This window comes from Streptomyces erythrochromogenes, assembly GCF_040684695.1.
Lineage (GTDB): Bacteria > Actinomycetota > Actinomycetes > Streptomycetales > Streptomycetaceae > Streptomyces > Streptomyces erythrochromogenes_C.
On sequence record NZ_JBFBGM010000016.1, the window covers coordinates 13,421 to 36,978 of the forward strand.

At 70.8% G+C, this 23,558-nt stretch carries 17 protein-coding genes and 1 riboswitch; of the genes, 5 read left to right on the top strand and 12 right to left on the bottom strand.

Annotated elements, in window-relative coordinates; all coding sequences use genetic code 11:
- Positions 1-68 precede the first annotated feature (68 nt).
- The gene (locus AB0O53_RS22910; RefSeq protein WP_365197885.1) at positions 69-704 is read left to right on the top strand and encodes a uridine kinase family protein; all 636 of its coding nucleotides are present in this window, start codon (positions 69-71) and stop codon (positions 702-704) included.
- A gap of 388 nt (positions 705-1,092) precedes the next feature.
- On the top strand, positions 1,093-3,021 hold the full coding sequence (locus AB0O53_RS22915; protein WP_350996912.1) for an AAA family ATPase: 1,929 nt from the start codon (positions 1,093-1,095) through the stop codon (positions 3,019-3,021).
- A gap of 52 nt (positions 3,022-3,073) precedes the next feature.
- On the opposite strand, the gene AB0O53_RS22920 is transcribed toward AB0O53_RS22915, so the two are convergent.
- From AB0O53_RS22920 to ribD, 10 genes are all read right to left on the bottom strand, one after another.
- Positions 3,074-4,117 (bottom strand): hemolysin family protein, encoded by a 1,044-nt coding sequence (locus AB0O53_RS22920; RefSeq protein ID WP_350996910.1) that lies wholly within the window; start codon positions 4,115-4,117, stop codon positions 3,074-3,076.
- On the bottom strand, positions 4,114-5,544 hold the full coding sequence (locus AB0O53_RS22925) for a hemolysin family protein (protein ID WP_350996907.1): 1,431 nt from the start codon (positions 5,542-5,544) through the stop codon (positions 4,114-4,116). The genes AB0O53_RS22920 and AB0O53_RS22925 overlap by 4 nt, the downstream gene beginning before the upstream one ends.
- A 200-nt stretch (positions 5,545-5,744) precedes the next feature.
- Positions 5,745-6,209, bottom strand: a complete 465-nt coding sequence (locus tag AB0O53_RS22930) for a PH domain-containing protein (RefSeq protein ID WP_350996904.1) — start codon at positions 6,207-6,209, stop codon at positions 5,745-5,747.
- Positions 6,210-6,283: 74 nt separating this feature from the next.
- A complete protein-coding gene (gene hisG, locus AB0O53_RS22935) occupies positions 6,284-7,132 on the bottom strand; it encodes an ATP phosphoribosyltransferase (protein ID WP_350996901.1) in 849 nt (282 codons plus the stop codon).
- 69 nt (positions 7,133-7,201) lie between these two features.
- Entirely contained in the window at positions 7,202-7,483 is a 282-nt protein-coding gene (locus tag AB0O53_RS22940) for a phosphoribosyl-ATP diphosphatase (RefSeq protein ID WP_350996898.1), read from the bottom strand.
- Between the two features lie 64 nt (positions 7,484-7,547).
- On the bottom strand, positions 7,548-8,033 hold the full coding sequence (gene ribH, locus AB0O53_RS22945) for a 6,7-dimethyl-8-ribityllumazine synthase (RefSeq protein ID WP_007262951.1): 486 nt from the start codon (positions 8,031-8,033) through the stop codon (positions 7,548-7,550).
- Positions 8,034-8,084: 51 nt separating this feature from the next.
- The gene (locus AB0O53_RS22950) at positions 8,085-9,374 is read right to left on the bottom strand and encodes a bifunctional 3,4-dihydroxy-2-butanone-4-phosphate synthase/GTP cyclohydrolase II (RefSeq protein ID WP_365197891.1); all 1,290 of its coding nucleotides are present in this window, start codon (positions 9,372-9,374) and stop codon (positions 8,085-8,087) included.
- Positions 9,371-10,024, bottom strand: a complete 654-nt coding sequence (locus AB0O53_RS22955; protein ID WP_350996895.1) for a nicotinamide mononucleotide transporter family protein — start codon at positions 10,022-10,024, stop codon at positions 9,371-9,373. Before AB0O53_RS22955 ends, AB0O53_RS22950 begins: the two co-directional genes overlap by 4 nt.
- On the bottom strand, positions 10,021-10,650 hold the full coding sequence (locus AB0O53_RS22960; RefSeq protein ID WP_350996893.1) for a riboflavin synthase: 630 nt from the start codon (positions 10,648-10,650) through the stop codon (positions 10,021-10,023). The genes AB0O53_RS22955 and AB0O53_RS22960 overlap by 4 nt, the downstream gene beginning before the upstream one ends.
- Positions 10,651-11,787 (bottom strand): bifunctional diaminohydroxyphosphoribosylaminopyrimidine deaminase/5-amino-6-(5-phosphoribosylamino)uracil reductase RibD, encoded by a 1,137-nt coding sequence (gene ribD, locus AB0O53_RS22965; protein WP_403143279.1) that lies wholly within the window; start codon positions 11,785-11,787, stop codon positions 10,651-10,653.
- A 150-nt stretch (positions 11,788-11,937) separates the two neighbouring features.
- Positions 11,938-12,067: riboswitch (FMN riboswitch) on the bottom strand.
- A 355-nt stretch (positions 12,068-12,422) separates the two neighbouring features.
- Here ribD and AB0O53_RS22970 point away from each other — a divergent pair.
- The 3 genes from AB0O53_RS22970 to AB0O53_RS22980 all read left to right on the top strand — a co-directional run bounded on the left by AB0O53_RS22970 (position 12,423) and on the right by AB0O53_RS22980 (position 16,625).
- On the top strand, positions 12,423-14,789 hold the full coding sequence (locus AB0O53_RS22970; protein ID WP_350996890.1) for a chitinase C-terminal domain-containing protein: 2,367 nt from the start codon (positions 12,423-12,425) through the stop codon (positions 14,787-14,789).
- Between the two features lie 102 nt (positions 14,790-14,891).
- A complete protein-coding gene (locus AB0O53_RS22975) occupies positions 14,892-15,791 on the top strand; it encodes an RNA polymerase sigma-70 factor (protein ID WP_365197895.1) in 900 nt (299 codons plus the stop codon).
- A 60-nt stretch (positions 15,792-15,851) separates the two neighbouring features.
- Positions 15,852-16,625 carry an SDR family oxidoreductase gene (locus AB0O53_RS22980; RefSeq protein ID WP_365197898.1) on the top strand — a complete coding sequence of 258 codons (774 nt, stop codon included), beginning with the start codon at positions 15,852-15,854 and terminating at the stop codon, positions 16,623-16,625.
- 115 nt (positions 16,626-16,740) lie between these two features.
- On the opposite strand, the gene AB0O53_RS22985 is transcribed toward AB0O53_RS22980, so the two are convergent.
- Both AB0O53_RS22985 and AB0O53_RS22990 read right to left on the bottom strand, forming a co-directional pair.
- Positions 16,741-17,241 (bottom strand): hypothetical protein, encoded by a 501-nt coding sequence (locus AB0O53_RS22985; RefSeq protein ID WP_365197901.1) that lies wholly within the window; start codon positions 17,239-17,241, stop codon positions 16,741-16,743.
- Positions 17,242-17,252: 11 nt separating this feature from the next.
- Positions 17,253-23,420: an RHS repeat domain-containing protein gene (locus AB0O53_RS22990; RefSeq protein WP_365197904.1), complete on the bottom strand. Its 6,168-nt coding sequence runs from the start codon at positions 23,418-23,420 to the stop codon at positions 17,253-17,255.
- Between the last annotated feature and the right edge of the window lie 138 nt (positions 23,421-23,558).

Sequence of the window (23,558 nt, forward strand, 5' to 3'; positions counted from 1 at the left end):
CCTTTCCAGGTTCCCGGCGGCCGAAGACCCAAGCCACGGGTCGTGTCGGGCTTGTCTACGCTGGTCGGGTGGAGTCACACCAGTCACTTGAGTCACTCGCCCGGGAGCTCGCCGCGCTGCCGTGCTCCCTCGGACCGGTGCGCCTGATCGGGATCGACGGGCACGCCGGATCGGGCAAGAGCACCTTCGCGGGACGGCTCGCCGAAGCGCTGGGCGGGGCGCCCGTGCTGCACCTGGACGACGTGGCCAGCCACGAGGAGCTGTTCGCCTGGGAGGAGCGGCTGCGCACCCAGGTGCTGGAGCCCCTCGCCGGCGGCAGGCCCGCGCACTGGACCCCGTACGACTGGGTGGAACGGCGCTTCGGGCCGGAGCGGGTGCTGGAGCCGGCGCCGGTGCTGCTGGTGGAGGGGGTCGGCGCCGGGCGGCGGTCGCTGCGCCCGCACCTGGCCCGGCTGTTGTGGATGGAGACGCCGCGCGCGGAGTCGTGGCTGCGGGGCCGCGACCGGGACGGGCGCGAACTCTCCGGCTTCTGGGACGGATGGGAGCGCGCGGAGCGCGCACACTTCTCCAGTGATCCTTCGCGCCCCTTCGCCGGCACTCTGGTACGTCAGAGCGGTACGGGATACGAGTGGTCTTCCGGGGCCGGAGGGACTGCAGGAGCCCCCGCTTCCGTCACCGAAGGTGACGAACTCCCCCGGGCCTGAGCGGCGTCGGAATTCCACCCGGCCGGGCCTGTGCCGACCCGCTTGACCCGGGGCCCGCGACGGCCTTACGTTCTCAATGCGGGGCCTTTACCGGCCGCCGCGCACACGGAGCCCCCGATTGTTCCCCCGTGATCGGGGGCTTCGTTCTGCCCTCGCGCCCCCTCCGCCGGGGCACCGCGCGAGGCATCCACCCCCCGAACGTTCACCCTGTGTCACCGGACACGCCCGGGGCTCCCGTCCGAACCGGGCCCGCCGCACCCTACGTAAGGTGCGAAAGCGCAGGTACGATGCAGCCCTGATTCCAGCGACGCCAGGCGGGGGCACCGGACAACTCGCGCGCTCGAAGCGGGGGTTGCGGCGCACCACGGGCAGGCTTGTGGGGGACGTGATGGATTTCGGCACGCCGGGCAGCATGCACGCCCCGGCCGAACTCGCCTGGCTGCGGGGGGTCGACGCCTGCACCATGGGCGCCTACCCGCAGGCCGAGGAGGAGTTCCGGACGGCCGTGCGGCTCGACCCCTCGATGGCCGACGCGTGGCTGGGCCTGCACGCGCTCCGGGTCGACACGGGGAACGCGTTACTGCGCATGTACGCGCACCGGGACCGCTTCGGCGAACAGCGGGCCCGTCACCGCAGGACCCTGAACTCCTGGTACTGGCTGGGCTGGTGGGTGCAGCCGGTGCTGGAGAACCGGCGGGACCTGCTGCTCGCCCACGCCTCGCACTGGCTGGACGGCCGCCACGTACCGGAGCTGGACCAGGCCCTCGCCGCACTGCCGCCGGTCGACACCGACGCGCAGGTCCGGTTCCTGCACGCCTGCCGGGCCTACCTGGTCAAGGACTGGGAGCAGCTGGTCCGGCACACCGAGCCGCTGGTGAACGATCCGCTGCTGGGGATCGAGGCGGGGCTGTTCGGCGGGATGGCGCGGGTGCGTCTGGAGATGTACGGGCAGGCCGAGCCGCTGCTGTCGGCGGCGCTGATGCGCTGCCGCAGCGAGCAGCCGCAGCGCAAGGAGCTGCGGTACTGGCTGGCGCGGGCGCACGAGGGGACGGGGCGCAGTGCGGCGGCGCTGCCGCTGTACCGGGCCGTGCACCGGGTGGATCCCTCGTTCATGGACACCGCGGCCCGGCTGACGGCGATCGAGGACGGCGACGACACCGACGGCATGGCCGATCTGGCGGGGCTGGCCGGGTATTCGGGGTACGGAGGCTACGCGGGGCACGGCCCGTCCCCGGTCGGCGGGGACTTCGCGGCGGTCGCCCTGGGCGGTCCGCCGGGCGGCGGGCCCGTCCAGGACATCGCCGCGGACGGGCAGGCGGGGCCGGACCCGCTGGCTCCGCCGGCTCCCCCGCCCGGCCGCATGGAGGGCGTACGACGCAAGGCGGCCGTCCCTCCGCAGGGCTCGACGGAGGGGCTGCCGACCGGGCCGTCGGACCCGGCTGCCCTGGCCGAGGCGCTGGCGGAGCTGGAGCGGATGGTGGGCCTGGAGCCGGTCAAGCGGCAGGTGAAGGCGCTCTCCGCCCAGCTGCACATGGCGCGGCTGAGGGCGGGGCAGGGGCTGCCGGTGCAGCCGCCGAAACGGCACTTCGTCTTCTCCGGGCCCTCGGGCACCGGCAAGACCACCGTGGCACGGATCCTGGGCCGGGTCTTCTACGCGCTGGGCCTGCTCGGCGGGGACCATCTGGTCGAGGCGCAACGGGCCGATCTGGTCGGTGAGTTCCTGGGGCAGACCGCGGTGAAGGCCAACGAGCTGATCGATTCGGCGATCGGCGGGGTGCTGTTCGTGGACGAGGCGTACTCGCTGTCGAACACGGGCTACAGCAAGGGGGACGCGTACGGGGACGAGGCCCTGCAGGTCCTCCTGAAGCGGGCCGAGGACAACCGGGACCACCTGGTGGTGATCCTCGCCGGCTACCCGGCCGGGATGGACCGGCTGCTGGCGGCCAATCCGGGGCTGTCCTCGCGGTTCACCACCCGGGTGGACTTCCCCAGCTACCGGCCGCCGGAGCTGACCGCGATCGGCGGTGTGCTCGCGGACGCCAACGGCGACCACTGGGACGAGGAGGCCCTGGAGGAGCTGCGCAGCATCAGCGGGCACGTGGTGGAGCAGGGGTGGATCGACGAGCTCGGCAACGGCCGCTTCCTGCGGACCCTGTACGAGAAGAGCTGCGCGTACCGGGACCTGCGGCTGGCGGGCTTCGCGGGCGAGCCGTCGCGGGACGACCTGGCCACGCTGCGGCTGCCGGATCTGATGCAGGCGTACGGGGAGGTCCTGTCGGGCCGCGGTCCCCAGGAACGGCCCGAGCCGCCCCTGTGACGCCCGGTGGGCCGGGGGGAGGCGTGTCCGCGACTCCCCCCGGCCTCCTCGGCTACGTGCGGCCCGCGGGGACCCGGTGCGCCGGGTCCCGGACCTCGCCGACCAGCATTTCCAGGACGTCCTCCAGGGCGACCAGGCCGAGGACCCGGCCGCTCTGGTCCGCTACCTGGGCCAGGTGGGTGGCGTCCCGGCGCATGACGCCGAGGGCGTCGTCCAGGGGGACGGTGGCGCACAGCGTGGTCATGCGGCGCCAGACCCGCTGGGGCACGGCCCGTTCCCGGTCCTCCAGGTCCAGGACGTCCTTGACGTGCAGGTAGCCCATGAAGGCCCCGCTGTCGGCACGGACGGGGAACCGGGAGTAGCCGGTGCGGACGGTGAGCTGTTCGATCTGGCGCGGGGTGACGGCCGGGCCGACCGTGACCAGGCGGTCGCGGTCGAGGAGGACGTCGGTGACGGGGCGGCTGCCCAGTTCCAGTGCGTCCTCCAGCCGCTCCTGCTCGACCGGCTCCAGGAGCCCGGCCTGCCGGGAGTCCTGGAGGAGCCGGCCCAGCTGGGCGGAGGTGTAGGCGGCCTCCACCTCGTCCTTGGGCTCGACCTTGAAGAGCTTCAGGACGACCTTGGCGCAGGCCCCGAGCGCCGTGGTGACCGGCCCGCAGAGGCGGGCGAAGGCGACCAGGCCGGGGCTGAACCACAGGGCGGTCTTCTCGGGTGCGGCCATGGCGAGGTTCTTGGGGACCATCTCGCCGATGACCAGGTGCAGGAAGACCACTGCGGCGAGCGCGAGGGCGTAGCCGAGGGGGTGGATCAGGCCCTGGGGTACGTGGACGGCGTGGAAGACGGGCTCCAGCAGCCGGGCCACGGTGGGCTCGGCGACCGCGCCGAGGGTGAGGGAGCAGATGGTGATGCCGAACTGCGCGGCGGCCATCATGCGGGGCAGGTTCTCCAGGCCGTGGAGGACCTGGCGGGCCCTCTTGGACTCGGCCGCGAGGGGCTCGATCTGGCTGCGCCGTACGGAGACGAGCGCGAACTCGGCGCCGACGAAGAAGCCGTTGGCCAGGACGAGGAGCAGCGCGAAGACGAGTTCGAGCGCGTTCACCGGGCGGCGCCTTCCAGCTCGGCCCGCTGCGATGCGGGGTCGCCGTGGCGGCCGGTGCCGGGCACGGTGGCGGCGGCGGGGGCCGCGGGCTGCCGGTAGGTGCCGGCGGCGGGTACGGCCGTCAGCCGGACCAGGCGGACGCGTTCGGCCCGGTTGCGGCCGACCCTGCGGACGGACAGCTTCCAGCCGGGGAGGTCCGCGCGGTCCCCGGGGGCGGGGATCCGGCCGAGCAGGTCGGCGACGAGGCCGGCGACGGTCTCGTAGGGGCCCTCGGGCACTTCCAGGCCTATCCGGCGCAGGGTCTGCACGCGGCAGCTGCCGTCGGCCTCCCAGGAGGGGCGGCCGTCCTCGGCTGCGACGGCGGCGAGTTCGGGGGTGGCGTCCTCGGCGAGGTCGTGCTCGTCGCGGACCTCCCCGACGAGCTCCTCCACGATGTCCTCCAGGGTGACGACGCCGGCGGTGCCGCCGTACTCGTCGACGACGACGGCCATCGGCTGTTCGCTGCGCAGCCGCTCCAGCAGCGGCTGCACCGGCAGGGAGCCGGGCACCAGGAGCGGGGCGACGCAGATCCGTCCCACGCTGATGCGGTCGCGTTCGGACTCGGCGACGGCGAGGGCGTCCTTGAGGTGGACCATGCCGGTGATCTCGTCGATGCGTTCGCGGTAGACCGGGAAGCGGGACAGGCCCGTGGCGCGGGTCAGGTTCAGTACGTCGGCCGCGGTGGCCGTGTGCTGGAGGGCGCTGACCTTCACCCGGGGGGTCATGACGTGCTGGGCCGTGAGCTCGCCCAGCGACAGGGTCCGTACGAAGAGGTCGGCGGTGTCCTGTTCCAGGGCGCCGGCCTGGGCCGAATGGCGTACCAGGGAGACGAGTTCGCCCGGGGTGCGGGCGGAGGCCATCTCCTCGGTGGGTTCCACGCCGAGGGCCCGTACGAGCCGGTTGGCGACGGCGTTGAGGCCGGCGATGACGGGCCGGAAGACGCGCGAGAAGGCGTGCTGCGGGCCGGCGACGAAGCGGGCCACCTGGAGCGGCCGGGAGACCGCCCAGTTCTTCGGGACGAGCTCGCCGACGACCATCTGGACGGCGGAGGCGAGCAGCATGCCGATGACGACGGCGACGCCGGAGACGGCTCCCTTCGGCAGGCCGGTCGCGGAGAGCGGCCCCGACAGCAGTGCGGCCAGGGCGGGCTCGGCGAGCATGCCGACCACGAGGGAGGTGATGGTGATGCCGAGCTGGGTGCCGGAGAGCTGGAAGGACAGCTCGCGCAGGGCCTTGACGACCGTGCGGGCACGGCGGTCTCCGTCGGCTGCGGCGCGCTCGGCCTCGGGGCGTTCCACGGTGACGAGGCCGAACTCGGCCGCCACGAAGAATCCGTTGGCGAGGATCAGGGCGAACGCCGCCGCGAGCAGGAGTAGCGGGATGGTCATGCCGCCGCCTCCGTGGGGAGGGCGGCGCGGGTATTACCGGACGATCCGTCCATTGCTGGAGGGAGTCACTCCTCGAGTTGCAGGTGCCCGCGGGCCTCGGGGTCCCGGGGCCGGTGGGAGGGCGCACGGCTGCGCCCCGCCACCAGGGTAGTCATTGGGATCGCGGCCGCAACGGTAGGCGGCCACGAGGATCGGCGGGGTCAGCCGTCGTTCGGGCCGGTTCCGCGGATTTCGGCCAGGGCCCGCAGGGCGCGCGCGTCGCTGATGGCCTGCTGCTTGGCCACGCCCGGCTGGATGCCGAGCACGGGCAGGCTGGTGCCGTCGCTGAGGTCCAGGAACACCCACGGGTCGCCGGGGCGCAGGTTGACCCGGAGGATCTCGGCCCACGCCAGGCGGCGGGTGTTGGTGAGGTTGACGACGGTGACGCCTTCCTCGTCGGCGACCACCTTGGGGCGGCTGAGCAGGACGAGGACGGAGGTGAGCAGGACCGCGGTGAAGACGAAGCTGATCCGCTCACCCGGCTGGAGGCGTTCCAGCATCACGGCGATGGCCGTGATGGTGACGAACATGGCGAGCCCGACGCCCAGCAGGACGGCCCGGGTACGGGTCGGCCGGAAGGTGACCGGCAGGGCGGGCGGTGCGGGCGGGGCGGCGGACTCGGCCATGGTGCGGTGCCTTCTGGGGGTGGCGTACGGGTGAGGGGCGGCGTGCCGGCCGGGTCCGGCCGGCGGGACACCCCTTACAGGCGGCAGGCGTGGATCGAGGTGGTGAGGATCGCGCGTGCGCCGAGCTCGTACAGGTCGTCCATGATGCGCTGGGCCTCCTTGGCGGGGACCATGGCGCGGACGGCGACCCAGCCCTCGTTGTGCAGCGGGGAGACGGTCGGCGACTCCAGGCCCGGGGTGAGGGCGACGGCCCGCTCCAGGTGTTCGGCGCGGCAGTCGTAGTCCATCATCACGTAGCTGCGGGCGACGAGGACGCCCTGGAGGCGGCGCAGGAACTGCTGGACCTGCGGGTCGTCGGCGTCGGCGCCGTTGCCGCGGATGACGACGGCCTCGGAGGTGAGGATCGGCTCGCCGATGACCTCCAGGCCGGCGTTGCGCAGGCTGGTGCCGGTCTCGACGACGTCCGCGATGATCTGGGCGACGCCGAGCTGGATGGCGGTCTCGACCGCGCCGTCGAGGTGCACGACGGAGGCGTCGATGCCCTGGTCGGCCAGGTGCTTGGCGACGATTCCCTCGTACGAGGTCGCGATCGTCATGCCGGTGAAGTCCTCGGGGCCCTTCGCCGTGCCGGGGGTGGTGGCGTAGCGGAAGGTGGAGCGGCCGAAGTTCAGCGGGAGGATCTCCTCGGCGCTGGCGCCGGAGTCGAGCAGCAGGTCGCGGCCGGTGATGCCCATGTCGAGCTTGCCGGAGGAGACGTAGATCGCGATGTCCTTGGGGCGGAGGTAGAAGAACTCCACCTCGTTCTCGGGGTCGACGACCACGAGTTCCTTGGACTCCTTGCGCATCCGGTAGCCGGCCTCATGGAGCATCGCCGACGCCGGTCCGGAGAGTGAACCCTTGTTGGGGACGGCGATGCGCAGCATGGGGCTTCCTTTGATGCGTGGTGTGCGTGGTTGACGTGAGGGTGAGGCGGGCGGCCGGGCGGCCCGGACTCAGAGGTGGGCGTAGACGTCGTCGAGGGAGATCCCGCGCGCGACCATCATCACCTGGACGTGGTAGAGCAGCTGGGAGATCTCCTCGGCGGCGGCTTCCTTGCCCTCGTACTCGGCGGCCATCCAGACCTCGGCGGCCTCCTCGACGACCTTCTTGCCGATGGCATGGACGCCCTTGTGGACGAGCTCGGCGGTGCGGGAGGTGCTGGGGTCGCCTTCGGCGGCCTTGTGCTGAAGCTCGGCGAAGAGCTCTTCGAAGGTCTTGGAGGGTGTGTTCGCCATGATGTCCTTAGAGTACGGGCTCACCCGGGTGTCCCGGTGCCGGGGTTCACCCCTCGGACACGACCTAGCGCCACGGCTCGCTGACGGTGCGCAGGGTCATGGCGGTGGAGACGGCGGCGGTGACCGCCTCGTGGCCCTTGTCCTCGTTGGACCCTTCGAGCCCGGCACGGTCCAGCGCCTGCTCGTCGTTGTCGCAGGTCAGCACGCCGAAGCCGACGGGGACTCCGGTGTCGATGGACACCTGGACCAGGCCCTGGGTGACGCCCTGGCAGACGTAGTCGAAGTGCGGGGTGCCCCCGCGGATGACCACGCCGAGGGCGACGATGGCGTCGTAGCCGCGGCCGGCCAGCACCTTCGCCACGACCGGGAGCTCGAAGCTGCCGGGGACGCGGAGCAGGGTCGGCTCGTCGATGCCCAGCTCGTGCAGGGCGCGCAGGGCGCCGTCGACCAGTCCGTCCATGACCTTTTCGTGCCACTGGGCCGCGATCACGGCGACTCGCAGGTCTCCGCAGTTCTTCACGCTCAGTTCGGGTGCGCCCTTGCCGCTCACAGCTCTGCTCCTCGGTGGTTCGTGGATGTACGTACGGGTGGTGGTGCGTGCTTACTGGTTGCCGCAGGCGGAGGTGGTCACGGCCCCGTCCAGCCAGGGCAGGTCGTGGCCCATCCGGTCCCGCTTGGTGCGCAGGTACCGCAGATTGTGCTCGCCGGCCTCGACCGGCATCGACTCCCGGCTGGCGACCGTGATGCCGTGTCGTTCCAGGGCCGCGGACTTGTCGGGGTTGTTCGTCAGCAGCCGGACGCTGTGCACGCCGAGGTCGGCAAGGATCTGCGCGCCGGCGGCGTAGTCGCGGGCGTCGGCGGGCAGGCCCAGTTCCAGGTTGGCGTCGAGGGTGTCGCGGCCGCGCTCCTGGAGCTCGTAGGCGCGCAGCTTGGACAGCAGTCCGATGCCGCGGCCCTCGTGGCCGCGCAGGTAGACGACGACGCCGCGGCCCTCGTGCTTGATGCGTTCCATGGAGGCGTGGAGCTGGGGGCCGCAGTCGCAGCGCTGGGAGGCGAAGATGTCGCCGGTCAGGCACTCCGAGTGCATGCGGACGAGGATGTCGGAGCCGTCGCCGATCTCACCGTGGACGAGGGCGACGTGCTCGACGCCGTCGACGGTGGAGCGGTAGCCGTGCGCGGTGAACTCGCCGAAGGCGGTCGGCAGGCTGACCTCGGCCTCGCGGCGCACCGTGGGCTCGGCGGAGCGGCGGTAGGAGATCAGGTCCTCGATGGAGATGATCGTCAGGCCGTGCTTGCGGGCGAAGGGGATCAGCTCGGGCAGCCGCAGCATGACGCCGTCCTCGCCGGCGATCTCCACGATGGCGCCGGCCGGGCGCAGGCCCGCGAGGCGGGCGAGGTCGACGGCGGCCTCGGTGTGGCCGTTGCGGACCAGGACGCCGCCGGGCTTGGCGCGCAGCGGGAAGATGTGGCCGGGGCGGACGAAGTCGCCGGGGCCGCTGACGCCGTCGGCGAGGAGGCGCAGGGTGGTGGCGCGGTCGGCGGCGGAGATGCCGGTGGAGACGCCGTGGGCGGCGCTCGCGTCGACGGAGACGGTGAAGGCGGTCTTCATCGACTCGGTGTTGTTCTGGACCATCTGCGGGAGTTCGAGCCGGTCCAGCTCGTCGCCCTCCATGGGGGCGCAGATCAGGCCGCGGCACTCGCTCATCATGAAGGCGATGATCTCGGGGGTGGCCTTCTCGGCGGCGATGACGAGGTCGCCCTCGTTCTCGCGGTCCTCGTCGTCGACGACGACGACGGGCCGGCCCGCCGCGATGTCGCGGATCGCCTGTTCGACGGGGTCGAGGCAGAAGGTCTCTTCGGGGATGTCGGGCACGGGCTTGAGGCTGGTCATGCCGCTGCTCCTTCGAGGGCCGGGGCGGGAGTGGTGCGGGAGCGCTGGTACCAGTCGTAGGCGCCCCACACCACGAGGGCGAAGTAGACGACGTAGACCAGTCCGGAGAAGGCCAGGCCGCCGGTGAAGGCGAGGGGGACGCCGACCAGGTCGACGAGGAGCCAGGCGAACCAGAACTCGACGAGGCCGCGGGCCTGGGCCACCATCGCGACGATGGTGCCGACGAAGATGTAGGCGTCGGCCCACGGGCTCCAGGACAGCGACGGGTAGAGCGTGAAGAGGCCGCCGACGGCGAGGGTGCCCAGGACCGCTCCGGCGAGGAGCAGTCCGCGCTCGGCCCAGCCGGCGGTGCGTACGGCGATGGAGCCGTCCTGGGCGTCCTGCTTGCCGCGCTGCCAGGCGCGCCATCCGAAGAGGGCGACGCCGATGACCAGGAGCTGCTTGCCGACGCCGCCGGCGAGGTGCGCGGAGGCGTAGGCGGCGATGAGGATGAGCCCGGACAGCAGCTGGGCGGGCCAGGTCCATATGGAGCGGCGCCAGCCGAGGGCGAGGGCGGCCAGGCCCATCAGGTTGCCGATCATGTCGGACCAGATGACCTTCTGGCCGAAGACCGTGAAGGCCTCCGCGTTGAGCCAGGTCAGGGCGGTCACCGGGCTTCTCCCGCCGGGTCGGCGTGCAGCGGGTCGACGCCGGCGGCCAGCAGGCGCTCGACGTACTTGGCGAGGACGTCGACCTCCAGGTTGACCGGGTCGCCGGGCTGCTTGATGCCCAGGGTGGTCAGCGCGAGGGTGGTGGGGATGAGGCTGATGGTGAACCAGTCCGCGGCGGCCTCGACGACGGTGAGGCTGACGCCGTCGACGGTGATGGAGCCCTTCTCGACGACGTAGCGGGAGAGGTCCTTCGGGAGGGCGACCTTGACGATCTCCCAGTGCTCGGAGGGGGTCCGCGAGAGGATCTCGCCGGTGCCGTCCACGTGGCCCTGGACCAGGTGGCCGCCGAGCCGTCCGCCGAGGGCCATCGGGCGCTCCAGGTTGACCCGGGAGCCCTGGGTCAGGGCGCCGAGGCTGGAGCGGTTGAGGGTCTCCTGCATGACGTCGGCGGTGAACTCGCCGTCGGCGGTCTCCACGACGGTCAGGCAGACGCCGTTGACGGCGATGGAGTCGCCGTGCTTGGCGTCCTGGGTGACGAGGGGGCCGCGCAGCCGGAAGCGGGAGGCTTCCTGGAGCTGCTCGACGGCGGTGACCTCGCCCAGTTCTTCGACGATTCCGGTGAACACTCAGTGCTCCTTGGGGGCGGTGGCGGGAAGGGCGGTGATGCGCAGGTCGGGGCCCACGCGGACGGCCTCGGTGATGTCGAGGCGCAGGGCGTGGGAGATGTTCGTGACGCCGGCGTCGGCGAGGGCCGCGGGGCCGGCGCCGAGCAGGGCGGGGGCGAGGTAGCCGACGACGCGGTCGACGGCTCCGGCTTCGAGGAAGGCGCCCGCGAGGGTGGGGCCGCCTTCCAGGAGCAGGGAGCGCACGCCGCGGGCGTACAGCTGTGTCAGGAGGTGGTCGAGGGGGATCCGGCCGTCGTGCGGGGGCAGCCGGAGCAGGTCGACGCCGGGCAGGTGGCGGGTGTCGGCGTCCTCGGCGACGACCAGCAGCGTGGGCGCGGCGTCGTCGAGGATGCGGGCGGTCGGCCGGAGGCCGGCGCGGGTGTCGAGGGCCACGCGCAGGGGCTGGGTGGCGCCGTCGATGCCGCGGACGGCCAGGTGCGGGTCGTCGGTGCGCAGGGTGCCGCCGCCGACGAGGACGGCGTCGGCCTCGGCGCGCAGCCGGTGGACGTCGGCCCGGGACTCGGCGGAGGTGATCCAGCGGCTGCTGCCGTCCGCGGCGGCGCTGCGGCCGTCGAGGGTGGCGGCGTACTTCCAGGTCACGTGGGGGCGGCCGAGGCGTACGGCGGTCAGCCAGGCGGTGTTGCCGGCCTCGGCCTCGGCCCGGAGCAGCCCGGCCCCGGTCTCGATCCCGGCGGCGCGCAGGGTGGCGGCGCCGCCGCTGGCCTGCGGGTTCGGGTCGGGGACGGCGTAGACCACGCGGGCGATGCCGGCGTCGGCGAGGGCCTGCGCGCAGGGTCCCGTGCGGCCGGTGTGGTTGCAGGGTTCGAGGGTGACGTAGGCGGTGCCGCCGCGGGCGGCCGTGCCTGCGGCGCGCAGGGCGTGGACCTCGGCGTGCGGGCCGCCGGCCCGCTGGTGCCAGCCTTCGCCGACGACGGTGCCGGAGGCGTCGGTGATGACGCAGCCGACGACCGGGTTGGGGCTGGTGGAGCCGAGTCCGCGGGCGGCGAGCTCGACGGCCCGTCGCATGGCACGGGTACCCGCGTCGGGTGCGGGTGCTGCGTGCGCGGCGTGTGTCGCCACCGGGTCCTCCTGCCTCATCGGGCACGGACTCCGGGGCCTGTCGGGATACGACAGATGGAGCGGAACAGCTCACGCGGGGACGCCGAGGCCGGAGAAACGGTTCGACCGGGCACATCCACGGGGATATGCCGATGAACCGCCGACGGCGGCGTACCGGTGACTGGCCCGCCGCGCACTGCCTCCCATCCGGACTTTAACCGTCGGTCCAGGAATTTCACCTGGTCAACCGGCCGCTGGCTGCGGACGGGTCGCGGACTATACCGCCGGTTCGGAATTACACCGACCCCGGAGTGCGCTGCTACTGGTACTCCAGCCAGTCTGCCACGGCCCGTCGCCCGCCATGCGGGTGAAGTGGTGTGGCCTGGCTCACAGAGGGTGACTCCGGGGCTACGCCGCCCGCCGGCCGGGGCCGCCCGGGGGTACGACCCGAGGCGCGCCCGGAGCCGCCCCGGTGCGTGGACCCGGACAAGTGGAAGCGTGGTTGGTCCAGACCTATTGACGGGTTGGTCTAGTCCTCTTAACGTTCCCTTCATCTTCCCGGGAACGGCCCGTCGGATGTGCGCACGTCACGGGCCAACAGGCTTCTGCACCAGTCACGTTGCTCCATGTTGTGTCCACTTGTGTCCTGCATCCTCCCCTCCCCAGGAGGCACAATGCCGTCCCCCACACGTTCGAGAGCGATGCTCCTGGCAACCGGCGCCGCAATCGCCGGACTGCTGGTCGGCGGGCTCTCCACGGGCGTCTCGCACGCGGCCGACAACGAGAGCTGTCGTCCCGACGGCCTCTACAAGACGGCCGGCGTCGACGTCCCCTACTGCTCGGTCTACGACACCGAGGGCCGCGAGAAGATGGGCGCCGACCACCAGCGCCGCGTCATCGGCTACTTCACCGGCTGGCGCACGGGCAAGAACGGCCAGCCCTCCTACCTCGTCAACAACATTCCGTGGGACAAGATCACCCACATCAACTACGCCTTCGCCCACGTCGGCAGCGACAACAAGATCTCGGTCGGCGCCGACAGCGCGACGAACGAGGCCACCGGCATGACCTGGCCGGGCGTCGCCGGGGCCGAGATGGACCCCTCGCTCCCCTACAAGGGCCACTTCAACCTGCTGACGAAGTACAAGAAGCAGCACCCCGACGTGAAGACCCTGATCTCCGTCGGCGGCTGGGCCGAGACCGGCGGCTACTTCGGCGCGGACGGCAAGCGCGTCGCCTCCGGCGGCTTCTACAGCATGGCCACCAACGCGGACGGCTCCGTCAACCAGGCGGGCATCGACACCTTCGCCCAGTCCTCGGTCGACTTCATCCGCAAGTACGGCTTCAACGGCGTCGACATCGACTACGAGTACCCGACCACGATGAAGGACGCCGGCAACCCGCTGGACTGGCAGATCGCCAACGCCCGCCGGGCCGGGCTGGTCAAGGGCTACGACGCCCTCATGAAGAGCCTGCGCCAGAAGCTCGACGCGGCCGGCGCCGCCGACGGCAAGCACTACATGCTGACCGTCGCCGCCCCCTCCTCCGGCTACCTGCTGCGCGGCATGGAGACGTTCCAGATGCAGCAGTACCTGGACTACGTCAACATCATGTCCTACGACCTGCACGGCGCCTGGAACGAGTACGTCGGCCCGAACGCCTCGCTCTTCGACGACGGCAAGGACGGCGAGCTCGCCGCCGCCGGTGTCTACGGCTCCCAGCAGTACGGCGGCATCGGCTACCTCAACACCGACTGGGCGTACCACTACTTCCGCGGCTCCATGCCGGCCGGCCGGATCAACATCGGCCTGCCCTACTACACCCGCGGCCACAAGAACGTCCAGGGCGGCACCGACGGCCTGTGGGGCAAGGCTGCGGCGACCAGCTGCCCGGCCGGCTCCGGGCTGACCAAGTGCGGTGACGGCGCGGTCGGCATCGACAACCTGTGGCACGACAAGGACGACAACGGCAACGAGTCCCCCGCGGGCTCCAACCCGATGTGGCACGCCAAGAACCTGGAGAAGGGGATCGTCGGCGACTACGTCACGCAGTACGGCTTCCCCGCGAACACCTCGCTGACCGGCACCTACGCCCGCAAGTACGACTCGACCCTGGTCGCGCCGTGGCTGTGGAACGCGCAGAAGAAGGTCTTCCTCTCCACCGAGGACGAGCAGTCGGTGGCCGCCAAGGCCGACTACGTGGTCGACCGCGGCATCGGCGGCACCATGGTCTGGGAGATGGCCGGCGACTACGGCTGGAACGCGGCCAAGGGCCAGTACGAGATGGGCTCCACGCTCACCTCGCTGATGTACGACAAGTTCAAGGCGGCGTCCCCGTACGGGTCGAAGAAGGCGGGCACCACCGCCCTGCCGACCCAGGCGGTCGACATCAAGACCGAGTTCACCGAGTTCAAGCTCGGCGACTCGAACTACCCGATCACCCCGAAGATCAAGATCACCAACAACACGAGGACGGCGCTGCCCGGCGGCACGGAGTTCCAGTTCGACTACTCGACCTCGGCCCCGAACAACGCCTCCGACCAGTCCGGCTTCGGCACGAAGGTCATCAGCAGCGGCCACACGGGCAGCAACGTGGGTGGCCTGAAGGGCGACTTCCACCGGGTCTCGCTGAAGCTCCCGGCCTGGCAGTCCCTGGCCCCGGGCGCCTCCGTCGACCTGGCGTTCAACTACTACCTGCCGGTGTCCACCCCCTCCAACTGGACGGTGAACATCTCCGGTACCACGTACGCCCTCGCCGGTGACCTGGCGCGCGGCACCACGGTCGGCGAGCCGGGCGGCACCACCCCGCCGACCACTCCCCCGACCACCCCGCCGACCACGCCTCCGACGACCCCGCCGCCCACCACGCCTCCGACCGGCGGGACGTGCACCAACCCGGCGTACGTCGCGGGCACCGTCTACAACAGCGGCAACGTCGTCTCCCACAAGGGCCGCAACTGGAAGGCCCAGTGGTGGACGCAGAACGAGGAGCCCGGCACCACGGGCGAATGGGGCGTCTGGAAGGACCAGGGCGCCTGCTGACCGGACCGCCCTGACGGGCGAGCACACGTGAGGACCCGGTGGCCCGGCGGCCACCGGGTCCTCGCACGTTCCCCGCCCCGCCCGGCCTCGTAGGCTGACCCGGTGATCACACATATCACCGCGCCCGTAGCGGACTTCGAGGAACACCGGCCCCGGATGTTCGGCATCGCCTACCGCATGCTCGGCTCCGCCGCGGAGGCCGAGGACATCGTGCAGGACGCCTATCTGCGCTGGGACTCGGCGGACCGCACCGCCATCGAGCACCCGGGGGCCTGGCTCGCCAAGGTCGTCACCAACCTCTGCCTCAACAGCCTCACCTCGGCGCGCGTCAAGCGCGAGAGCTACGTCGGCCCCTGGCTGCCGGAGCCGGTCCTCACCGGGAACGGCACGCTCGGCCCGCTGGAGTCGGCGGAGCAGCGCGACAGCGTGTCCATGGCCCTGCTCCTGCTGCTGGAGCAGCTCACCCCGGTCGAGCGCGCCGTCTACGTGCTGCGCGAGGCCTTCGCGTACAGCCACCGGGAGATCGCCGGCCTCCTGGACCTCGGCGAGGCCAACTGCCGGCAGATCTACCGGCGCGCGGCGGGCCGGGTGTCCGCCGAGCGCGAGGCGGCGCCGGAGAAGCGCTTCTCCGCCGACCCCGAGCGGTGGCACGGACTCGTGGAGAGCTTCCTGACCGCCGCCCAGAGCGGGGACCTCACCCGCCTGGAGGGGGTGCTGGCGGCCGACGTGCGGTACGTGTCGGACGGCGGCGGCGTGGTCAACGCGGCACGGCGGCCGATCCTGGGGCGGGACAACGTGGCCCGGTTCGCGATGGGCGCCATGGCGAAGTACGTGGCCGGGGTCCCGGTCAGCGTCGCGGAGGTCAACGGCTCGCCGGCGCTGCTCTTCGGCGAGGTGGCGGTCCTGCTGGTCGAATTCGAGAATGGGCTGGTCAGCGGCATCAGCACGGTGGTCAACCCGGAGAAGCTGGAATTCCTGCGGCGGCAGCTGTCACATCCCTGACGGCTGTCCGGTCCCAGCTGGTGCACGCACCGCTCACCGCACCAGGGAAGGACCGGCACCATGGGCACCACCATCGTCGTCACCGGAGGCACCGGAACCCTCGGCTCGCTCGTCGCCGAACGGCTGCGGGCGGCCGGGCACGACGTCCGTTCGCTCAGCCGGCACTCCCCGGACCATCCCGTCGACCTCCGGGACGGGGACGGCCTGGACGCGGCGCTGGCGGGCGCGGAGGTGATCGTGCACTGCGCGAGCAACACGCGCGGGGCGGGCAAGGGCGACGACGTGGCCGCCGGGCACCTCATCGAGGCCGCCCGGCGGGCCGGGACCGTCGCGAACCTCGTCAACATCTCGATCGTCGGGGTCGACGTGGTCCCGCTGGGCTACTACAAGCGCAAGCTCGGCGTGGAGCGGCTGCTGGAGGCGTCGGGGCTCGGCGTGACGATCCTGCGCACGACGCAGTTCCACGACCTCGTGGCGATGGTGACGGACACCGCCGCGAAGCTGCCCGTCGCCCTGATCCCCAAGGGCGTACCCGTGCAGCCGATCGCGGTGGGCGAGGTGGCGGACCGCCTGGCGCAGCTGGCGGTCCCGACCCCGTCGGGCCGGGTCCCGGACATGGGCGGCCCGCAGATCCGCAGCCTGCCGGACCTGGCCCGCGTCTACCTGCGCGCGACGGGCCGCAGCCGCCGCATCCTCCCGGTCCCCCTGGCGGGCAGGACCTACGCGGCCTTCCGCCGCGGCGGCCACCTCACCCCGACCCACGCAGTCGGCCACGAAACCTTCGACGAATTCGCGGCCCGGCGGGGCACGTCGCGCAGCGAACTCCCGGGCTAGTCCTCAGGGCGCTTTCAAGAGGCGTGGCCCGCCCCCGGATCCCGGGGACGGGCCACGCCTCTGAGCCCTTCGCGGTCCGGGCACGCACGTCAGCCTTCAGGACACCCGCAACACGTCACGGCTCGCATCGCGCCGAGTCGGCCTTCATGAACTGTGATCTGCTGATGGCTTTCGTCTCGCCGTCGTCGGAGACGAGCACCTGTCCCGGCTTCAGTGCCGCGACGCGATCGGGACTGAAACGGACCTTTCCGTCCAACCCTCGCCCACGCACCGCCCCCACGACGGTCAGGATGTGTTCCTCACCGTCCTGCAGGCCTTGCAGAGTGGATTCGTCGACACTCCACCCCGGCGGCACCGCGAACAGCTCCATGTCCGCCAACGGCCCCGCCATGGCGTCGTTGCTCACAGCCCACCGCTGCAATCCGCCAGCGCCGCCGGCGGTGATCGCGGAGAACTGTTGTACGTCATAGCCCGGGCACGGGGCTATCAGCACGCGCACGCCACCCCCACTCGCGGGCTCCACCGCCAGAATCGCCTTGGCAGTGGGCGTGCATCCCACAGTCATCCACAGCAGGAGCGCCGCTCCCAGCATCCGCCGCACGTCACGCGACCTCATGTGTCGTCCCTTCAGAATTTCGGCTCACCGCCGCGCGGAAGCACCTGAGTCGGATACCACCGGAGATACCCGCCCCAGAACAGGTTCGCCTCCAACTCCAGGCGGTTCCCGTGGACGGGGGTGCCCAGCTTGTACTGAGAGCGCCCGACTTCGGCAAAGTACCGCAGCGCAAAACCTGCCGCATGCCCGGAATCGGCCCATTGTCGAGAGTGAATCGCTTCGTGCCGTTCAAGGTCCGGGCCGAACTCCTCCACCTCTTCCGCACTTAGCACTGCCGCCATCTTGGCACGACGCTCAGCTTCACTTTTCAGGCGATCGGCGAATTCTGCCTTGCTTTCGTGATAGAAGTGCACATCCCCGACCGTCATCGGCTGCTCCCACTTGGGCGACGCGCCGAAACAGACGTATTGCGCAGCACGCTTCGCACAGCTGGCATCCGCAGCATATTCGTACGCAAGCTCGTTGGAGCCGTTCTTGAGATTCTCCACATTGAATGGGTGGTCCAGGAATTGCCTTCGGGAAACCTCCGTCATGCAGTCGATTCGGGCATCCGCCGCTTGACAGTCGGACGGACGATATTCGACCACGGGCGGGGGGATCCACGGGGGTGGCGGGAGCGGAGGCGGCGGGGAGGCGGGCTTCAACCCGCCACAGGCATAGCGACTCAGGTTGCAGTTGAACAGGCCGCTGCCCCCGCCGTTCACGAACTTCGTCCTGCCGGTCTGCGAGGGCTTGGGCGGTGCGGGCGTGTGGCCGGGGGTGGTGTTCTCGTGGTCGGGGGTCGGTCGTGTCGGGCAGTCGATCTCGGCGCACATGCCCGAGGGGTCGGCGCTGGTGACGGGGTTGTTGCTCGCGTAGGAATAGCCGTTGAGCGACTGTGGGGCGTTCGGGGCGAGGATCGGGTCCACGCTGAGGAACTGGCCGAGCGCGACGTCGTATTCGCGTGCCCCGACGTGGGTCAGGCTCGTGCTCGCGTCCTGGGGTTTGTCCAGGAACCGCTTGTCGTCCGGCCAGGTCGCCGGGGCCGGACCGCGGGCGGCACCGAACGGGGTGGTGTACCGCTTGGCCACGGACTGGGTGTCGTCCGCGGACACGGTCAGCGAAGAGGTCCCGTGGGCGTCACCGGCGACGAAGGACAGCCTGGCGGACCCGGATTCGTTTGTCAGGGCCGCGACCTTGGTGCCGGCGATGCTGTAGGCGCGGGTGGCCCAGGTCTTGGCACCCTTGACGTGGACTTCCGTGGTTTCCGTGTAGAGGACGGTCTCTCCGGACGCATCGCGCCGGATCAGGAGCCGGCCTTCCGCGTCGTAGAGGTAGTCCGTGGCAGTGGCGCCCTCGGTCACCTTGGCGAGCCTGCCCTCCGCCGTCCACGCCAGGCTCTGGGATGTCGCGCTCCCCGGGGTTTCCGCGCGCCTGGTGGTGTTGCCCGTGGCGTCGTAGGTGTACTGGGCGGCGACACCGGTGCAGGTGGAACCCGTCGTGGTGGCCCTGAGGGCGTGCGGGCGGGACGTGTCGTAGCAGTAGGTACGGGTCTGCGGAGTCGTCGTGTTGGTCTTCTCGGTCGCTCGCTGACCGGCTCCGGTGTAGGTGTAGCTGGTCCAGTACGGTGCTGCACCGTCCAGGTTGGCGACCGTGCGGCCGGCGGCCGCGCAGTCGGCGGTCTTCGGCGTCCATGCCTCGGTCAGGCGGCGTTGGCCGTCGTAGGAGAAGCACTGGTTGTCCGCCTTGGACAGGCCGCTCTGCGGGGCCGCGTCGAAGACCGACAGGACGTTCCCGGCCTGGTCGTAGGAGTAGGTCAGGTCCTGGAGGATGCCGGCGTGGGTCTGGTCGTTGACCGTGGAGCGCAGCAGGCGGCGGGTGCCGTCCTCGTAGGTGCTGCCGACGAAGGTCTTGCGGACGCCCGCCGCGGAGGAGCGGGTCAGGGTGAGCTGCTCGACCTCGGCGAGCGGCGAGTAGGCCACGTTCTCCACATAGCCGGTGCTGCCGGAGAGGGCCTTGGGGAGGCCGAAGTCGTTGTAGTGCACCTGCAGGATTTCGGCGGGCAGGCCGCCGATCGCCGGTGCGGCGGTGGTGTTCGGGGTGCCGTCGAGCCGGTAGGAGGCCATGTGGTCGGTGTTGACGCCAACCGCACCCGAAACGACCAGCGGATCGTCCGAGGGCAGCGTCAGCCTGGTCGTGGTGGGGCGGTCGAGGGTGTCGTAGGCGGTGACGGACTTGGTGTAGGCCTTGCCGGTCAGGCCTCCCTCATAGCGGGTGGACGCCGAGGGCAAGCCCTTGCGCACCGTGTCGTAGGTCCATGCCGCGAGCTTGTTGGCGTCTGACTTGGGGGACTTCCACAGGCCGGTCTTGCGACCGATTTCGTCGTAGCTGTATTCGAGGACCGTGTTGCGCGCGTCAGTGGCCGTCGCGATCTGGTCCAGGGCCGTGTAGGTGGTGGTGCCCGTTCCCTTGTCTGGGTCGCTGGTGGTGACGGTCCGGCCGAACAGGTCGTATCCGTAGCTCCACGTGGCGGTGTCGGGCCCGGTGACGGTCACCGGCTTGCCGTCCAGTGTGTACGTGTGGCTCACGCCGGCGTACGGGGTGCCCGGTGCCGTACCGCCGTAGGCGGGATCGTTCGGCGTCGTCCCGCTGTACGTGCGGGTCTCGGTGGTCCGCCCGAGAGCGTCGGTGACCGTCCGGGTCGCGGTGCCGCCCTGGAGGCCGGTCGTGGCGACCGAGTCACCTGTGTAGGTGGTGGTGGTCTGCTGTTTCTGTACGCCGTACACGAGGAGTGTGGAGGTGCCGGGGCGGCCGAGGCCGTCGAAGACGGTCCGGGTCTGCACGGGTGTGCTGCCGTACTCGGCACGGGCGTAGGTGCCCTCGGGCGCCTTGTCCTTGTCCCAGATGTCGGCGTAGGTCTCGTGGGCGAGGCCGCGTGAGTCGTATCGGGTGTCGGTCAGGATCCGGCCGCCGTTCGGCGACGGCGACTGGGTCTGGAGGGGACGCAGCAACGCGTCGGCGATGCTGTAGACCGTTCTGTACGTCCCGTCGGCCGCCAGGGTGCCGACTGATGTCCAAGGCTGCTTGCCGCGGGCGAGCAGGTAGCCGTACTTGACGTTCGGAGACTGGGACCGGGCTCGGTTGGGGAGCCAGGTCGCGGTGACCCGGCCGAGTCCGTCGTAGGTGCTGTACGTCGAGGCCATGTTGGCATCGACGCTGCGCACGACGGATCCGCGCAGGTCCGTGTAGGTGTACGTCCTGTGCTGCTGCCCGTTGGCAGAAAGCTTCGGGGCCGTGCGCACGGTGACTTCCAGGGGGCCGGCCGCGGCGGGCGTGTAGCTGGTGGTGGTCGTGTTTCCCACGGCGTCGGTGACGGTCAGGGGTCGGCCGAGTTTCGCGGTGCTCGTGTCGTATCCGGTCTTCGAGACGGTCTGCCAACCGGCGCTGCCGGCCGGAATGCGGTCTGCGGGTCCGGCCGCCGCCGGATAGGACTGGGCACGTCCGGTCCAGGTAGGCAGCCCCAGGGTAGGGGTCTGCTGCGGCGCCCAACCGGTGGCGTCGGGGTTGTCGTAGGCCACGGCGGTGTCGGTGAGGACGTCCCCACGGGTCACGGAGCTGGTGGGCAGGTTCAGCTTGTCGTCGGTGACCGAGCAGGCGGCTGCGACGGTCCGGGTGCGTGAGACGAGGCTGGTCAGGCCCTTGGCATCGTTGCGGGCGTACCAGGTCCGCGTGCAGGTCTCGTCGCCGGCCTTGGCGATGTCGCCGTCCGAGGCGGTCCGCGTGGTCATGCCGTAGTCGTCGTAGGTGCTGTCCGTGCGGGTCGTGCGCCACGTGTTGGCGGCTGTCAGGAAGGTGTGGTCGTAGCTGGTCGCCGTCCTGACGTAGTGGGCCTTCACGTTGGCGTACGACTTCTGCTGGCTCGCGGTCTGCCTGCTCCAGGAGTCGTACACGGAGACGGAGAGCGGCGTGTTCCCGTCGTAGGTGATCGTCTGGCGCTGCGAACCCGCGTACTGGTCGTCGTCGTTGATGTCGGGGACGGTCAGGCCGGGGACGGGGACGGCGGTCACGACAGTGGTGCGCGTGGCGGTCGTGTTCTTTCGCTTGTCGCCGTGCATGCCCCGCATGAAGACCTTGACGGTCTTTGAGCGTGTGCTGCCGAGGGCTCCGGTGTAGGCGGTGACCTTGCCGTAGCCGCGCCACTCGGACCAGGTGCGCTCCTTCTCGGGGGTCAGCGGGTCGTCGTTGTGGTGCCAGCCCGGATTCTCGTACGTGTAGGAGTGCTCGACGAGGTCGTTCTGGCCGGCCGGGTCGGCGATGGTGACTGCACTGACGTTGTACTTGTGGAACCAGTCGAGTTTGGGGTCACCTCCGTTGACGGGCCAGTGGACCGGGTAGCAGGACAAGGAGTTGTCATCCTCGGCCGTCGGCATCCTGGAGCCGCGCACGCACTGCGGGTCGGAGAGGGTGACCGTGGTGATGGCGCCGCTCTCGGACGTGATGGTGTTGATGCGCGGCCGGTTGAGCGGCAGCACGTTGTCGTTGTCGGCGTCGACCCGGTTCGGACGCATGTGATAGGTGAACTCGACCGGTGGCACGTCGGCGGTGTCCGCGTTGCGGCCGGTGCGCTTGATGGACTTCAGGACCATGCTCTGGTCGCTGGTGTCGCCCAGGTCTCCGGGATCCAGGTACGCCTGGGTGAGGTCGTAGGTGTCGACGAGCGCGTAGTCGTCCGGCTCGAGGGCGGTGGACCAGGCATGGGTTTTGACGTCCTTCATGCGCTTGCGGGTGAAGAACGCCGGGCCTGCTGCCCTGCAGTCGGTGGCTCCGGAGGCGCATACGGCGTCGAAGGGGACGTCGGGCCAGTTGTCCGCGGTGTCCTTGGTGAGGTTCCCGCAGTCAGCCGCGAAGCAGCGCTCGTCATAGCCGAAGGTGACCTTGTGGGAGGGGTTCGCGGTGAAGAGGGTGTCGGCGCGCTGGCCGTAGCGGATCTCGGAGAGGCTGCCTCCCCGGGTGTAGGGCAGGAGTTTGGTCTTGTCGCCTCCCTTGGCGTAGTGATTGGACTCTGCCGCGTACCAGTAGCTTGCGGCGTTGCCGTGGACGTCCTGGGCGAGGTCCAGGTTCCAGCGCCAGGCCTGTGTCTCGTAGCGGTCGGCGAAGGTGGAGCCCTTGCCGTAGCCGGGCTCCCCGGCGTCGTCGCCGAACACCGGCACACTCCAGGTGGAGTTCGTGCGCTGGATGTCGGCTCCCGGGAGTTTGTTCAGGCCGAAGGTGTAGGTGGTGCCGTCGCCGGTCACCACCTTCCAGTACTCGCCGTCGGCGTCACCGTTGTCGGCGCCCGTGGCACGGGTCACCTGGGAGGCGTCGTCGCTCTTCAGTCGCCACGCGCCGGTCGTGTCGTCCTTGACGAGTTCGGCGGACTTGCCGTTGAGGACGAGGACGGCGTTGTCGTACTTCCAGCAGAGGTCGTGCTTGTCCTTCTGGCCGTCATCGTCGCACGAGCCGTATTTCCGCTCGATGTACGACGAGGTGAGGTCGAAGCCCTCACCGACCTGTGAGCCCTGGTTGTTGGAGTTGGCCGTGCGGCCGTCGATGCTGCCGGAACTGTAGGAGAACGCCAGCGACAGGGTGGGCCCAGCGGCAGCAGGGGGCGCTGCCACCGGGTAGGACCAGGTGAAGCTCCCGGAAGAGGCTCCGGACTGCCAACTGGAGGAGGCGGAGAGCGGGGTCGCGGCGAAGTCGCCGGCGCCCTGCGGTGAGCTGGTGTTCGTGGCCATCACCGCGAAGACGGCCGGGGCCCGGCCCTGTCCGACCGCGGGGAGCACGCCGGCATCGGCCGTCACGGTGCGGTTCTCGAGGCTGTTGGCCGAGGGCAAAGGGGATTCCTTGCGGCACTCCGCTTTGTCCGGGGTGGTCAGTGCGCAGGTGGGCAGAGCCACCAGGCCGAGGCGGGTGGACCAGCCGCCACCGACGGCCGAGGCGAAGGAGCTGTAGTCGACGGTGACTTGTGACGGTCCGGATGCCGGTTCTTCAGAAAGTGCGGTGAACAGGACACCCGTGACACCGACCCGTTCCGCCGCCTTCTGGTCGAGTACCTTGACGGTCGTTTTCCCACCGGCAGCGATCGGCGCCGCGAGTGGGCCGTCGGGGACGGCCGGCGTGAGCAGCGGGCTCTTCGGCCTGGCCGTGGGCCGGATGTCCACCAGAGGTGTGGTGCGAGTGCGGCCTGCGGCACCGTCGTCTTTCAGGGTGGCGGCCTTGGGCCAGGCGGCTTTGCCCTGGGCGCGGGCGCGGTCGGCCTGGGCCTTGTTCTCCTTCTGGTTCTTGGCAACCAGGTCACG

Bases quoted from the DNA above. Each gene is read 5' to 3' on its own strand.
- AB0O53_RS22915 (WP_350996912.1), top strand. From the start codon at position 1,093: ATGGATTTCGGCACGCCGGGCAGCATGCACGCCCCGGCCGAACTCGCC.
- AB0O53_RS22925 (WP_350996907.1), bottom strand. From the start codon at position 5,544: ATGACCATCCCGCTACTCCTGCTCGCGGCGGCGTTCGCCCTGATCCTC.
- AB0O53_RS22930 (WP_350996904.1), bottom strand. From the start codon at position 6,209: ATGGCCGAGTCCGCCGCCCCGCCCGCACCGCCCGCCCTGCCGGTCACC.
- hisG (WP_350996901.1), bottom strand. From the start codon at position 7,132: ATGCTGCGCATCGCCGTCCCCAACAAGGGTTCACTCTCCGGACCGGCG.
- AB0O53_RS22940 (WP_350996898.1), bottom strand. From the start codon at position 7,483: ATGGCGAACACACCCTCCAAGACCTTCGAAGAGCTCTTCGCCGAGCTT.
- AB0O53_RS22950 (WP_365197891.1), bottom strand. From the start codon at position 9,374: ATGACCAGCCTCAAGCCCGTGCCCGACATCCCCGAAGAGACCTTCTGC.
- ribD (WP_403143279.1), bottom strand. From the start codon at position 11,787: ATGAGGCAGGAGGACCCGGTGGCGACACACGCCGCGCACGCAGCACCC.
- AB0O53_RS22970 (WP_350996890.1), top strand. From the start codon at position 12,423: ATGCCGTCCCCCACACGTTCGAGAGCGATGCTCCTGGCAACCGGCGCC.
- AB0O53_RS22980 (WP_365197898.1), top strand. From the start codon at position 15,852: ATGGGCACCACCATCGTCGTCACCGGAGGCACCGGAACCCTCGGCTCG.
- AB0O53_RS22985 (WP_365197901.1), bottom strand. From the start codon at position 17,241: ATGAGGTCGCGTGACGTGCGGCGGATGCTGGGAGCGGCGCTCCTGCTG.